This window comes from Haematospirillum sp. H4485 (assembly GCF_012102745.1).
Lineage (GTDB): Bacteria > Pseudomonadota > Alphaproteobacteria > Rhodospirillales > Rhodospirillaceae > Haematospirillum.
In genome coordinates this window covers 150,719-163,817 of record NZ_JAAVSY010000002.1, presented here as the reverse complement: position 1 = coordinate 163,817, position 13,099 = coordinate 150,719, and the positions used below count along the sequence as shown (strand labels likewise).

Sequence of the window (13,099 nt, the reverse complement as noted above, 5' to 3'; positions counted from 1 at the left end):
TCACGCTATATCAGTGAGGGTTGCTTCGCAACCGGGGTTGCTGTTTTCCTGTATCTGGTCCTTGCGATACCCTTGGGCATACAACAGCCCGGTCAGGTCGCAGTAATCCAGCCGGAACGCCGTGCTGTTGTGGACCAGGGGCTTTGCCCGCCAGGCAATGCCAAGGCCGGCGGCTTTCAGCATGGGGATGTCGTTGGCGCCATCCCCGATTGCCGCTGTGGCGCTGAGGGGGATGTGCCGTGCGCCGGCGCGTTCCATCAGCAGGCGGAGCTTGGTTCCCTGATTCAGGATCGGGTACGCGACGGTTCCGGCCAGGGCTTGCCCGTCCAGATCAAGGGTATTGCCCTGGTGTTCGTCAAAGCCGCAGGTCCGGGCAACCCGTTCTGTGAAGAACGTGAATCCCCCCGAAGCCAGAAGGCAATAAGCCCCGTGGGCCCGCATGGTTTGTACCAATGTGCGGGCACCCGGGGTCAGGGTGATGGCCTGCCATGTCTGTTCCAGGGTGCTGACCGGCAGGCCGCGCAGCATGGCCACGCGTTCTTCCAGGGCGGCCTCAAAGTCCAGTTCGCCCCGCATGGCTTTGGCCGTGATAGCCGTGATCCTGTCTTGGACACCGGCAAAGGCGGCCAGATCATCCAGCGTTTCCCCGGTAATGATGGTGGAGTCCATGTCGGCGACCAGAAGCATCTTGCGGCGGTGTTCCGTGCGCTGGCTGATGCAGTCAAGCTGGTACCCCTGCAGGACGTGGCGAACAGCGGCATCGGCCAGGCTGGGGTCGATGGCGCTAAAGGGAATGTCGCACGCTTCTTCCTTTGCCAGCCATTCCGGGCGCCCGGTTTCGGCATGGCGGCTGCGCAGGGCGGCACGCGCGGTGTTTACCATGTCCGGGCTCAACTGACCGGCTTCGGGGGCGATGAGTGTCAGTACACAATCCATTTTTGGCAGCCCTTGCAAGGAAGAGAACAGGCGGTCAGAATGCCGGCGCGGAAGCCGGGGTTTTTGCCCCGGTATGTCATCCGGATACAGGTATTACGAGGCAGGAAAGACAGTTGGCAAGGGTAATTGATGCATTGGGCTCTGTGCAGCGTGACAGGGCCGTGGTGGTGGTCGCCGGGCCAACAGCCAGCGGCAAGTCTGCCTTGGCCCTGGATCTGGCTCATCGCTTTGGTGGCTGCGTTATCAATGCGGACTCCATGCAGGTGTACCGCGAACTGCGCGTGGTCACGGCCCGCCCGACTGTGGAAGAGGAGCAAAGCGTTCCTCACAGCCTGTATGGTGTGCTTGGTGGGGACGAAGTGTGTTCGGCAGCGCGCTGGGCCGATATGGCGGCGCAAGAGATTGTTCGATGCCGGGAGCAGGGTATCCTGCCGGTTGTCACCGGCGGAACGGGTTTGTACCTGCGTGCCCTGGTGCATGGGCTGTCGCCGATACCGGATGTTCCATGGGATGTGCGTGTGCAGGCCCGGGCGCTGATGGACGACATCGGGAATATTGCCTTTCATGCCCTGCTGACAGAGCGGGATCCCGTAACAGCGGCCCGTCTGTCGGTGGGGGATACCCAGAGACAGATCCGGGCGCTGGAGGTTCTGGAGGCAACCGGACGGTCCATCACCGCATGGCAGAAAGAACCGCCGGTGCCGGTTGTTGATGCGGATGTCCTGACCATCATTCTGGATCCGGCACGTCCGTGGCTCTACCAGCGTTGTGACCTGCGTTTTGTGCAGATGATGCAACAGGGGGCACGCGACGAGGTGCGGGCCCTGGATGCCATGGAGCTGCCTGCCGATGCCCCGGTCCTGAAGGCACTGGGTGTGCCGGAACTGCGGGCGTTGTTGCATGAGGTAATGTCGGAAGAAGCCGCGATTGATGCAGCCCAACAGGCAACCCGCAACTTTGCCAAGCGGCAGGTTACCTGGTTCCGGCATCAATTGCCGGCAACCCTGCGCCTGTCGGGGGAGGATTCCCGACAGTGGTGCGAGCAGGCTGCAGCTCTGTTAGCCGGGCTGTGACCCGGGGTGGAATCAAGGTTGGCTCTGGAGGGTTGCCGCGGGATCCAGCGATGGCCGGCAGCTCAGCAACAGGGCCAGAACAACGCAAGCCAGCGCCGCCGCAAGGGGGGCGCCGGGGCTGATATTGGCCATGGCTCCGAAAGAGAATGCCGAGAAGCCGGCGCTGAAGGCCGCAATTGCCGCAGCAAGCCCCATGATGGAGCCTTGCCGGTCTGCATCGAAGCTGGCGGACAGGCGTGCCATCAGCCCGCTGTAGGACAGGCCGAAGCCACAGGCCCCGATGGTGGCCAGAGCATACTGTGCATAGGGGTGGGAGACAAACAGAGCCCCCCCGATACACAGGGCCATGAGGAACAGGGCCAGTGAGACCATGGTGGCAGGCTTCATGTATTTCAGGGCCAAGCCCACCAGAACCAGAAAAGACACGGCCAGGCCGAAACCGGCCCAGGCAACCAGATGACTGACCGTCTGTGGGTCAAAGTTCCGCTCCAGGGTGACAAACAGACCAATGAACTGGAAAAAGGTGTTCCACCCCACCAGCATGAACAGCAGCAGGATACAGCAGGTGCGGGCGCTGTCGGAATGGAAGGCATCGGCAAGGGTGCGAACCGGGTTCTGGTAGGGTACACGGTCGGATCCTGTATGGCTGCTGTCCCTGAAGGTCAGCAGCAGGGCCAGCAGGTTGATCACAGACAGGACGGCAACAAACACAAACGGCGTTGTCAGGCTGAACCAGGGCGTAATATCCGGATTGCTCAACCACCCGCCAACCAGTGGGCCAATCACATACCCCAGGGAAACTGCAAACATGATGTAGCCGATAAAGCGGGCGCGGTGATCCGGTTCGGTGACATCAATAATGGCAGCCTGGGCAACCGGCAGGCTGCCGGAGAAAAACCCACCGACCAGTCGCCCGCCAATGAACAGCCACACGCTTTTCAGCATGATGGCAAAGGTCATCAGGCTATAGCTGGCTGCCAGACCGGCCAGGCAGATCAGCAGGGTCTTTTTGCGTCCCAGGCTGTCTGACAGTGAGCCAAGCAGGGGGGAGCCAAAAAACATGGCCAAGGAAAAGGCACCCAGAGCCACGCCATACAGGATATTGCGATAGTGTTCGGTTCCGGAGGCCATCAACCCGATATCCGGGTTATGGACTATGGGGGTCAGCATCGGGATGATCAGGCTGGCCCCCAGGCTGTCGATGAAAATGACGAGATAGATTCCCGCCAGGCTGAGTATGGTCTTATGCCCCAAAACAGGCCCCCTTGTGCTGGTGTTTAAGGTCGCAGACGCATGTCCGTGCACACGTCATGCTTTCAGGATCAGGATACTGTCTGTCCCTCCCGGTCCCGGACCTGTCGGAAGGCAAACCCCAAGGCCAGCCAGCTGAATGTCATGGCCATGACCTGCAGGATACCGGCCAACATTCCAGCCAGGACTGAGTCCGGTTCCGTGACCTGAAGAGCAAACCATGGCAGGTGTACCGGCGTGCAGGCCAGTCCCAGCAGAAACAGCTTCAGGACTATGCCATCCGATGCGCGCCAGCTGACCCTGGCCGGGGCCGGCAGGTCCAGCGCAGCCGCAACCGGTGCCAGGCTGAGACGCAGGGCAACCCATGCTCCGCCAGCTACAGCCAAGGCAAGCAGCATGCCCATTGCAGGGCCTGCGTTGGTGGATCCTGCTCCTATGGCTCCAAATACAGCCAAGCTGACAAAGAAGGGTGCGGCAACCAACATGTTCATCACCAGAACCACCAGTTCCCGTCTGCCCAGATTCCAGGCTGCGCGACCGGGATTGGTTAGGTCATCGGGTCCCAGGACAGCCAGGCGAGCCATATTGGCGCTGAGCGTGATCCCCAGCCACAGTTCCAGGAGGCTTGGGATTACAAGCGCCGGGTGTTCCTGTCCAAGGCTGAACCGCATTCCAGCCGACAGGGTCGCGACAGCCAGTGCCGGCAGCATCAGGTGCGCCAGAAGGTTCGGGACGTGGGCAATTGCCTGGAGGGTATGACGCAGGGCAAGTGTGATGGACAAGGCAGTCATGTGATAAACCGGTGCATGGTATTAAGTCATATTTGTCAGAAGGGTGTCGGATCCCTGTGCGGCATCGGCAGAGGCGAAAACGTGGGGCATGATAACCTGTGAACAGGTTTGTTCAGCAAATATACGGCGGCACTGTGGAGGGTATTGGTGTGGAAAGCGAGAAAAAGAATGATCCGCTGCATCGTTTCCCCTTGAACTTCACCGTGCGGCAGAAGATAAACACACGGTCACCTGTTGTTTGGGCGAACAGGCAGCGGTGATGCGGCAGCGGTGCGCAACAGTGTGTGCAGCAATGTCGCAAACGTTCGGGAAAAGTAGGCCCCGCCGTTGGGTGCTGGCGTTCCCGGATGGTCGATACAAAAGATTGTTCCGCCGTTTCCGGCGCCAGGCAACGACCCCGTTTAGGACGAGTGAGGCAAGATGCTTTCTAGGATGACCGGCTGGCTCTCCGCCGATATGGCCATTGATCTTGGTACCGCCAACACACTGGTGTACGTCAAGGGGCGCGGTATCGTTCTGAATGAACCATCGGTGGTTGCCATCGCCGAGGTCAAGGGCAAGAAGCAGGTTCTGGCCGTCGGGGACGAGGCCAAGCAGATGCTGGGCCGCACGCCGGGGAATATCCAGGCCATACGTCCCTTGCGCGATGGTGTCATCGCCGACTTTGAAGTCGCCGAGGAGATGATCAAGCACTTCATCCGCAAGGTGCACAACCGTCGTTCTTTTGCCAGCCCGATGGTCATCATCTGCGTTCCGTCCGGGTCAACGGCTGTCGAGCGACGCGCAATCCAGGAATCAGCCGAAGCCGCCGGTGCCCGCAGGGTCTATCTGATCGAGGAGCCGATGGCTGCCGCGATCGGTGCCGGGCTTCCCGTGACCGAGCCAACAGGATCGATGGTAGTTGACATCGGTGGCGGAACCACAGAAGTGGCCGTGCTGTCACTGGGTGGAATCGTCTATGCCCGCAGCGTTCGTGTCGGTGGCGACAAAATGGACGAGGCGATCATCGCCTACATCCGGCGCAATCATAATCTGCTTGTTGGCGAAGGATCGGCGGAGCGCATCAAGAAAGATATCGGGTGTGCCTGCCCCCCTTATGAGGGTGAGGGACGTACCATCGAGATCAAGGGGCGTGACCTGATGAACGGTGTCCCGAAAGAGCTGGTTATTTCGGAGCGGCAAATCGCGGAAAGCCTTGCTGAGCCTGTTGCCAATATTGTGGAGGCAGTCAAGGTTGCGCTGGAGCACACGGCTCCGGAACTGGCTGCGGACATCGTTGAAAAAGGCATTGTCCTGACCGGCGGTGGTGCCCTTCTGAAGAACCTGGACTATGTGTTGCGTGTGTCCACCGGGCTGCCGGTTTCCATTGCCGACGATCCCTTGTCGTGTGTTGCCTTGGGAACAGGACGGGCCCTGGAGGAGCTGAAGAAGCTGCGCAACGTGTTGACGTCGATGTACTGAGCGCTCTGGTCGTGCTATTCCGGGAAGCTGTGCTATACTTCCACAGTCTGCCGGCAACACAAACAGGGGCTGACCGAACGTGAAGCAATCTGCGCCGACGTCAACACGGCTGAGCCATCTGCGCACCTTGTTCGGGCGTTTTGCCTTTGTCGTTCTGGTGATCCTGTCGTTTGCCCTGATGCTTGTCGGCAAGGCGGATACGGTTGCTGTCCGCAGTGTCAGGATCTGGGTAGCCGATGCCTTGGTTCCGGTTATGGATGTGATGTCCCAGCCTGCGTCCTTTATCACGGCTGTGACCGCCAATATCCGCGAATTGGTTGCCATTCGGGAAGAAAACGCCCGCTTGCGCGACGAGAATGCGCGGTTGTTGCGTTGGCAGACAGCAGCCAGGGTATTGGAGACAGAAAACGAATCCTTGCGCCAGCTGATGCATTTTGTTCCCGGTCCCCAGGCAACATTTGTATCCGCACGCGTTGTGGCTGATACTGGCGGTGCTTTTGCGCACTCTGTCCTGGTAACGGCCGGTGCCCGCGAATTAGTTTCCAAGGGGCATGCCGTTGTTTCCGGTGAGGGATTGGTCGGTCGTGTAATCGAAACAGGGCGGCGTGCTTCGCGCGTTTTGCTTCTGACCGATATCAACAGTCGGATTCCCGTTGCGATCGGCAATGCCCGGCAGCGTGCTATACTGGCCGGCGATAATACCGACCGACCGCGGCTGATGTTTTCCCGCGGGCAGATGGCGGTGGTGCCAGGGGATCGTGTGGCCACATCAGGCGTGGCCGGTGTTTTTCCGCCGGGTTTGCCGGTAGGTATTGTGGCATCTGTCAACGATGGTGAGATCCGCATCAAGCCTTATTACCAGCGTGACCGTCTGGAGTATGTCCGGGTGGTTGACTATGGTGTATCCGATGTCATCAGTGACCTTACCTCGCCATCCATTGACGGTGCGGCGGGGGAATCCCGGACGGAAAAGAACCGCTGAGGGGCGCGGAGGAGCGACATGCAGCCATCCCTGTTGCAAAGGCTGGATATACTTGCCCGGCACCAGTTGCCGTTTTTTCTGTGTCTTGCCCTGATGCTGGTTGAGGCCACGCCCACGCATGTGCCGGGTTTTGCCAGTATATCGCCGATGTTGACCTTGGTCGGTATTTATTACTGGGGTGTCCAGCGGCCGGATATCACCGGATACGGCACGGCTTTCTTTGTTGGCCTTCTGGAGGATATTCTGGGTGCAACGCCTCTGGGGGTTGGTTCGCTGACCCTGATGCTGTCGCTGATGATCGTGCTGACCCAGGAACGCTTCTTCCGCAATCGGTCTTTTATCGTAACGTGGTGGGCTTTTCTGGTGGTTGCGGCTTTTGCCACGGTTGTGCGGTGGGCCCTTTCCGGTCTTGCCCAAGGTATGGTGTCTGATCCGCCGTTGGCACTGGCAACGTTCTTCATGACCGTCACCTTTTATCCTCTGGTCGCATGGATTTTTGGGCGACTGCAGATGGCTTTTCTGCGGGAGGTCTGAGTGGCTGTAAGTACACTGGGCGGAGCGCGCAGGGAACAGGATCTGACCCGGCTGTTTACGCGCCGGATTGCTGTTCTGGGGGCTGGCAAGGCCGCTCTTCTGGCAACCCTGGTCGGGCGGATGTATTTTCTTCAGGTGGTCGAGGCCGAGAAATATGCCACCCTGGCCGAAGAAAACCGCATCAACCTGCGTTTGCTTCCTCCTCCCCGTGGCCAGATTGTTGATCGGTTCGGCGTGCCCATGGCCGTGAACCAGCAGAACTTCCGCGCCCTGATCATTTCTGAACAAACACCGGACCTGGCCGGAACCCTGGAACGTTTCGGTCGGATTGTTCCATTGGGTGAGGGTGACAAGACAAGGGTTCTGCGCGAAGTACGCCGCAAGCGCCGGTTTGTGCCGGTGCCGGTTCGTGAAAACCTGACTTGGGAGGAAATGGCCCGGATCCAGGTCAATGCGCCGGACTTGCCCGGCGTTTTCATTGACGAAGGTTTGGCGCGTTACTACCCTTTTGGTGCCGAGGCCTCGCATGTCCTGGGCTATGTTGCGGCTGTCTCGGAAGAGGATCTTGTCGGCTCCGAGGATCCTTTGCTTGATCTGCCCGGCTTCCGGATTGGAAAGGCCGGACTCGAACGCCAGTTTGATCGTGCCCTGCGCGGAACAGGCGGTACCTTGCAGGTGGAGGTAAACGCGGTTGGCCGTGTTATCCGTGAACTGGCGCGGGTTGATGGCCAGACCGGGTCAGAACTGGCCCTGAGCATCGACTCCAGGATTCAGGATTTTGCCTGCAAGGCGATCGGGGATGAAAGCGGAACGGTCGTTGTGATGGATGTCATGACCGGAGAGCTTCTGGCCTTGGCATCACAGCCAGGCTATGACCCCAATGCGTTCAGCCGGGGACTTACGGCTGAAGAATGGAAAGCCTTGACCGGTAATCCCAAGGGGCCTTTGGCAAACAAGCCCATTGCCGGTCAGTATGCTCCGGGGTCCGTCTTCAAGATGGTTGTCTTGCTGGCAGCCCTGGAAGCCGGTGTCATTCGCCCTGAGCAGACGGTGTACTGTCCGGGAAGCTTTACCCTGGGTACGGCCAAGTTTCATTGTTGGCGCAAGCAGGGGCATGGCCATGTTGATATGGTCGGGTCTGTTCGTCATTCCTGTGACGTGTACTTCTATGAAGTGGGGCGTCGTCTGGGGATTGACCGGATTGCCGACATGGCCCGTCGCTTTGGTCTTGGAACCCTGACCGGTATTGACCTGCCCGGGGAGAAACCCGGTCTGATACCGGACCGTGGCTGGAAACAGGCCGTCATGGGGGATGTCTGGCACCCGGGCGAGAGCGTGGTGGCTGCCATTGGCCAAGGGTATATAACCGCAACACCTCTCCAGCTTGCGATGATGACGGCCCGTATTGCCAACGGGGGATTGGCTGTCCATCCAACCCTGTCGCGGGTCACTGTGAACAGTCAGGGCAGCTTGGTGCCGCGTGTGCCGACGCCGGGGCCGGACATGGGTATTCCGGCGGCCCATATGCAGCTGGTTCAAAGGGCGATGTGGGAAGCTGTGAATGCCGATGGAGGAACCGCACGTCGGGCCAGGCTGCCGTCGGATCTTGGGGAAATGGCAGGCAAGACGGGGACAGCCCAGGTGCGGCGCATTTCGCGGGCGGAGCGGGAAACCGGCGTGATCAAGAATGAGCATCTGCCATGGGAACGCCGCGATCACGCGTTGTTTGTCTGTTATGCGCCGGTGTCCACGCCCCGTTATGCTGTGGCCGTTGTTATTGAACATGGCGGTGGGGGGGCTGCCACGGCGGCCCCGATTGCCCGTTCGGTCATGGCGGAAACCCTGCGCCTGGATCCGGCGCGTTCCGCACAGCCCGTAACCGCACAGGCCACATCGGTTCCCGAGGAATCGTTCCCGGTTGAACCGGACGAGATGCCCTCGCTTGATGTTGAAACCCAGAACGGGAGGGGCGGCTGATGTCCCTTGGTCTTTCCGGTACGCGCCGCCGGCGTGGCGACATGCCTGTAGGCGAAAAGCTGTGGCATGTCAGCTGGTCCCTGATCTTGCTGCTTGTCCTGCTGGCCTCTGTTGGTTTCATGATGCTGTATTCAGCCGCCGGAGGGGATTGGTCGCCTTGGGCGGATCGGCAGGTTGTTCGTTTCGGGGTTGGGCTGTTGTTCCTCCTGGCCTGTGCGGTGATCGATATTCGCCAGTTCATGCGTTATGCCTATGTAGCGTATGCTGTTGGTCTGATCCTGCTGGTCGGGGTGGAGGTGCGCGGCGAGATCGGTATGGGGGCGCAGCGCTGGATTGATCTGGGGGTCTTCCAGATCCAGCCTTCAGAAATCATGAAGATTGCGGTTATTCTGTGTCTGGCCCGGTATTTCCATGGCGCAGATCACGATGAGGTGCGCAGCCTGACCTTTCTTGTGCCCCCGGTACTGATCGTTGCGGCGCCGGTGGTTCTGGTTCTCAAGCAACCCGATCTGGGGACCGCCCTTCTGTTGATGATGGGCGCGGTTGCGCTTTTGTTTGCGGCTGGGGTACGGATCTGGATCTTTATTGTTGGCGGTGTATCAGGGGTGGCCTTCATTCCTGTCGCCTGGAGCATGTTGCGCGACTACCAGAAAAACCGTGTCCTGACGTTTCTGGATCCTTCGCGTGATCCACTCGGGGCTGGTTATCACATTACCCAGTCCAAGATAGCCCTGGGGTCCGGGGGGGTGCTGGGAAAGGGGTACATGCAGGGAACCCAGAGCCATTTGAACTTTCTGCCCGAGCATCAGACAGACTTTATCTTTACCATGCTGGGTGAAGAGTTCGGCATGCTGGGGGGTATGGGGCTTCTGGGGCTTTATATCCTGGTTATTGCTTATGGATACGCCATTGCCCTGCGTTGCCGCCATCAGTTTGGGCGGCTGGTGGCCATAGGCATTGTGTGCAACTTCTTCTTATACATTTTCATCAACACCGCCATGGTGATGGGGCTGATTCCGGTGGTCGGGGTCCCCTTGCCCCTGATTTCCTATGGCGGTACGGCCATGATTACCCTGATGCTGGGGTTTGGTATTTTGATGAGTGTGCATGTGCACCGCGATGTTCATATCGGTCGCGGCGGTGCCTTTGATGATGGGTAGGGTCTGGCTGATAGAGCGCGTGAATGGCAGGGACGTATTTTTCTCTTGTCATCCCATAGGGTGAGGGCTATAAAACGCCCCTCTCCGACAGGGGGAGGTTTTCGCGGTTCTTCCGTAAAAACAATCTATTGGGTGCATAGCTCAGTTGGTAGAGCAGCTGACTCTTAATCAGCGGGTCCAAGGTTCGAGTCCTTGTGCACCCACCAATATAAAAAACCCGGCCTAGAATGCCGGGTTTTTTATTTTTTCCAGGTCTTGCTCATGTAGATGGCTTGATGGACGATGCCGATGTCGGCGTTATGCTTGATTATGCAGCCAACGTGATACAAGTGGGCGGGGGAGAACTGCCCAGCGATAGCTGTTCCGTGCTTGCCGGATGGATTCGGCGTTTGCGCCCGGAGCGTGAGGCTGTCGACAGTGCGCTGCGTTCCCCTGCTGCTGATGCTGTAGCCTGCCGGACCCTTCTGCGTTTTGCGGTTCGTTTGATGGACGCTGATGGTATCCAGAATCCTGCGGAATTCGATTTTGTTGTCGCTGTGCAGGATGTTCTTCGGTAGATGCATCTTTATAAGAATAGTCTGATAATAATGTACTTTATTGGTCATGCACGTATGTTATGTGGAAATAAATGGTTCTGTGTAATGTGTATGTATAATTCGTGATTATATTATTGTGGCGGTATGATGATGGACCTGTACCTATTTTAACCTTATGGTTTCACCTCTTTTCTTTTGGAAGGGGGGTGTTATGCATACTGTTGACCAAGAGCATTCTGTCTATGTTGTATTAAGAGAGAACACCGATTTATCAGGAAATGGGCTTGATGCCTTGCAGTCCCTGAGGTCTATGTTGTCTCCTTTGTCTTCTGTATTGGTGTTCAGTGGGCAGGATCCATTCCGGTATGGGGTCTGGTTTTCACGTGACGCGAACAATCTTGATATTTTTATTGATGCCGACGGAGACCTGCGTACCGTTGAAGCCCGCTACCGTTTGCCGGGTGTGAAAAGTGTATCGGCTGATGATCTTGGTCTGGTTCTGACAGCCGGCGATGGTCATTTGAATCTTGCTGAAGCGTCGTCCCCCGTTTCTGTGGACTGGCATGATCCATCCATGGCGTCCATCACGAGCGTTGATGGGGCTTTGCGCTTTCCCAATGTTCTGGATGCCAGCCACCAGATTCACCATGCTGTGGATTTGGTCGGTGGTCATGGGGATGACCTTCTGATCGGAAGCCCACTCTCTCGTGATATCTTGCGTGGAGGGACAGGGGCAGACCGGCTTGATGGTGGATTGGGTGCGTATGATGCGGCGTCTTATAGCGACAGGCAGGAACCGGTTCTGGCCGTCCTGATGGGGCCGCTGGAGAGCGTAGTCTTCGTCGGAGGGCGGCTGGAAGATACCCTGAAGAATATCGAGAGTCTGGAAGGTGGGGATGGATCTGATGTTCTGACAGGCGATGATGAACCCAATTACCTGTGTGGGGGGAAGGGAGATGACACCCTGCGTGGGCGAGGCGGGAATGATGATCTGCACGGTGGCGAGGGAAAAGATCTGATCGATGGCGGTGAGGGGGACCGCGATACGGCAATCTACCGGGAGAAAAACGAGGCCGTGGTTGTCAATCTTGATAACGGAGCGGACACGATTGTTTACGTCGGGGGTGTTGCTGAAGATACGCTCCGTCATATCGAGTACGTTGAGGGTGGTGACGGTCACGACGTTTTGGTCGGTGACACCCGCCATAATATGTTCTGGGGCAACCGGGGAAATGATGTCCTGATGGGACGGGAGGGGAATGACCTGCTGGATGGCGGTGAAGGCAACGACGTTCTGGACGGGGGAGCCGGTGATGATACAGCGCTGTATACCCGGCGTGACACAGCTTCTGTGTATGTCCTGTTGAATGATTCCGGCGATGGTATTGTGTACGTCAACGGAGTTCACGAAGACCTCTTGCGCAGTGTTGAAAATATTGTCACGGGTGCGGGGCACGACCATCTGATCGGGAACAACCGTGACAATCAGTTGTCTGGTGGGGCCGGTCGTGACTTTTTGTTTGGCAGCTCCGGTAATGATGTTCTGGATGGGGCCCCGATCGTGATGTTCTGGACGGGGGTGATGGATTTGATCGCGCCGTGTACAGTAACCGGGTGGAAAATGTTGCCGTGACCTTGAATGGCTCAACGCATGCTTATGTTCGTATTGGCGGAAGCATTGAGGACAGCTTGCGTAATGTCGAGCAGATTGAGACCGGGGACGGGAATGATCTCTTGACTAGTGATGGTAAAAGTAACTGGTTCCGTTCCCGGGGTGGAAAGGATGTTCTTCGGGGTGAGGGGGGGAGTGATACCTTGTATGGAGGAGATGGTGACGATGTTCTTGACGGAGGTCCGGGGCATGACTCTCTTTTCAGTGGCCAAGGCGCTGATAGCCTGACTGGTGGGTCCGGTGCTGATTTGTTTGGCTACTTTCGCTTGTGGGATATGCATGGGGATACGATAACAGATTTCAATCGTGCGCAGGGGGACCGGATTTGGCTGCACCACCAGTTTGATGCCAACCCTGACTTTGTCGGACAGCAGCCTTTCAGATTTTCTGATGCCGTGGCCACGCCGCATACATTCTGGTATCGCCTTGCAGATCAGGAAGCTGGGCTGATTTTGATTGCTGATATTGATGGTGATGTGGATACGTGGGAAGTGGTGGTGTCCATGCTAGGATTAGAATCTCTCCACCTATCTGATTTTATTATATAAAAATGGAATTCTCGTTATTTTTTCCATTTCGGATGCATGGTGCAGGGCTCTGTAGGAAGGGCCCTGTTTTTTGTTTGATACTGGGCCTACGCCGCGACGGTAGATGCACATATTTCTGTCCTTTTAATGACAAATTACCTGATTTTAATTGTCAAAATTACCTTGACTCTCCTTCTGA

General features: G+C 57.7%; 12 protein-coding genes and 1 tRNA gene. 10 read left to right on the top strand and 3 right to left on the bottom strand.

The annotated features are described in order from the left end of the window. On the bottom strand, positions 1 to 936 hold the full coding sequence (serB, locus tag HEQ61_RS03320; protein ID WP_168019732.1) for a phosphoserine phosphatase SerB: 936 nt from the start codon (positions 934 to 936) through the stop codon (positions 1 to 3). Positions 937 to 1,049: 113 nt separating this feature from the next. On the opposite strand from serB, the gene miaA reads away from it, so the two are divergent. Then, positions 1,050 to 2,009, top strand: a complete 960-nt coding sequence (gene miaA, locus HEQ61_RS03315; protein ID WP_245183099.1) for a tRNA (adenosine(37)-N6)-dimethylallyltransferase MiaA — start codon at positions 1,050 to 1,052, stop codon at positions 2,007 to 2,009. A gap of 12 nt (positions 2,010 to 2,021) precedes the next feature. Here the strand turns inward: miaA and HEQ61_RS03310 are convergent, their stop codons facing one another. Together HEQ61_RS03310 and HEQ61_RS03305 are read right to left on the bottom strand one after the other, a co-directional pair. Next, on the bottom strand, positions 2,022 to 3,263 hold the full coding sequence (locus HEQ61_RS03310; RefSeq protein ID WP_168019730.1) for an MFS transporter: 1,242 nt from the start codon (positions 3,261 to 3,263) through the stop codon (positions 2,022 to 2,024). A 68-nt stretch (positions 3,264 to 3,331) separates the two neighbouring features. Continuing rightward, complete coding sequence (locus HEQ61_RS03305; protein ID WP_168019729.1) at positions 3,332 to 4,051, bottom strand: hypothetical protein; 720 nt, start codon at positions 4,049 to 4,051, stop codon at positions 3,332 to 3,334. Positions 4,052 to 4,471: 420 nt separating this feature from the next. Between HEQ61_RS03305 and HEQ61_RS03300 the strand changes: the two genes are divergently transcribed. The 9 genes from HEQ61_RS03300 (at position 4,472) to HEQ61_RS03260 (ending at position 12,921) form a co-directional block, all read left to right on the top strand. Next, positions 4,472 to 5,512, top strand: a complete 1,041-nt coding sequence (locus HEQ61_RS03300) for a rod shape-determining protein (RefSeq protein ID WP_066134692.1) — start codon at positions 4,472 to 4,474, stop codon at positions 5,510 to 5,512. 79 nt (positions 5,513 to 5,591) lie between these two features. Then, the gene (mreC, locus tag HEQ61_RS03295) at positions 5,592 to 6,494 is read left to right on the top strand and encodes a rod shape-determining protein MreC (RefSeq protein ID WP_168019728.1); all 903 of its coding nucleotides are present in this window, start codon (positions 5,592 to 5,594) and stop codon (positions 6,492 to 6,494) included. A gap of 18 nt (positions 6,495 to 6,512) precedes the next feature. Next, complete coding sequence (gene mreD / locus HEQ61_RS03290; RefSeq protein WP_168019727.1) at positions 6,513 to 7,028, top strand: rod shape-determining protein MreD; 516 nt, start codon at positions 6,513 to 6,515, stop codon at positions 7,026 to 7,028. Further along, complete coding sequence (mrdA, locus tag HEQ61_RS03285) at positions 7,029 to 9,005, top strand: penicillin-binding protein 2 (RefSeq protein ID WP_322099176.1); 1,977 nt, start codon at positions 7,029 to 7,031, stop codon at positions 9,003 to 9,005. It abuts the gene before it with no gap. Beyond that, positions 9,005 to 10,165, top strand: coding sequence for a rod shape-determining protein RodA (gene rodA / locus HEQ61_RS03280; protein ID WP_168019726.1), 1,161 nt, complete (start codon positions 9,005 to 9,007; stop codon positions 10,163 to 10,165). Before mrdA ends, rodA begins: the two co-directional genes overlap by 1 nt. 130 nt (positions 10,166 to 10,295) lie before the next feature. Beyond that, positions 10,296 to 10,371, top strand: a tRNA-Lys gene (locus HEQ61_RS03275). A gap of 69 nt (positions 10,372 to 10,440) precedes the next feature. Continuing rightward, positions 10,441 to 10,722: a hypothetical protein gene (locus HEQ61_RS03270; RefSeq protein WP_168019725.1), complete on the top strand. Its 282-nt coding sequence runs from the start codon at positions 10,441 to 10,443 to the stop codon at positions 10,720 to 10,722. A 190-nt stretch (positions 10,723 to 10,912) separates the two neighbouring features. Further along, positions 10,913 to 12,334: a calcium-binding protein gene (locus HEQ61_RS03265; protein WP_168019724.1), complete on the top strand. Its 1,422-nt coding sequence runs from the start codon at positions 10,913 to 10,915 to the stop codon at positions 12,332 to 12,334. Continuing rightward, positions 12,331 to 12,921 (top strand): calcium-binding protein, encoded by a 591-nt coding sequence (locus HEQ61_RS03260; RefSeq protein ID WP_209315625.1) that lies wholly within the window; start codon positions 12,331 to 12,333, stop codon positions 12,919 to 12,921. The genes HEQ61_RS03265 and HEQ61_RS03260 overlap by 4 nt, the downstream gene beginning before the upstream one ends. Positions 12,922 to 13,099 lie beyond the last annotated feature (178 nt).

Bases quoted from the DNA above. Each gene is read 5' to 3' on its own strand.
- rodA (WP_168019726.1), top strand. From the start codon at position 9,005: ATGTCCCTTGGTCTTTCCGGTACGCGCCGCCGGCGTGGCGACATGCCT.
- HEQ61_RS03300 (WP_066134692.1), top strand. From the start codon at position 4,472: ATGCTTTCTAGGATGACCGGCTGGCTCTCCGCCGATATGGCCATTGAT.
- HEQ61_RS03270 (WP_168019725.1), top strand. From the start codon at position 10,441: ATGGACGATGCCGATGTCGGCGTTATGCTTGATTATGCAGCCAACGTG.
- serB (WP_168019732.1), bottom strand. From the start codon at position 936: ATGGATTGTGTACTGACACTCATCGCCCCCGAAGCCGGTCAGTTGAGC.
- HEQ61_RS03265 (WP_168019724.1), top strand. From the start codon at position 10,913: ATGCATACTGTTGACCAAGAGCATTCTGTCTATGTTGTATTAAGAGAG.
- HEQ61_RS03305 (WP_168019729.1), bottom strand. From the start codon at position 4,051: ATGACTGCCTTGTCCATCACACTTGCCCTGCGTCATACCCTCCAGGCA.
- mreD (WP_168019727.1), top strand. From the start codon at position 6,513: ATGCAGCCATCCCTGTTGCAAAGGCTGGATATACTTGCCCGGCACCAG.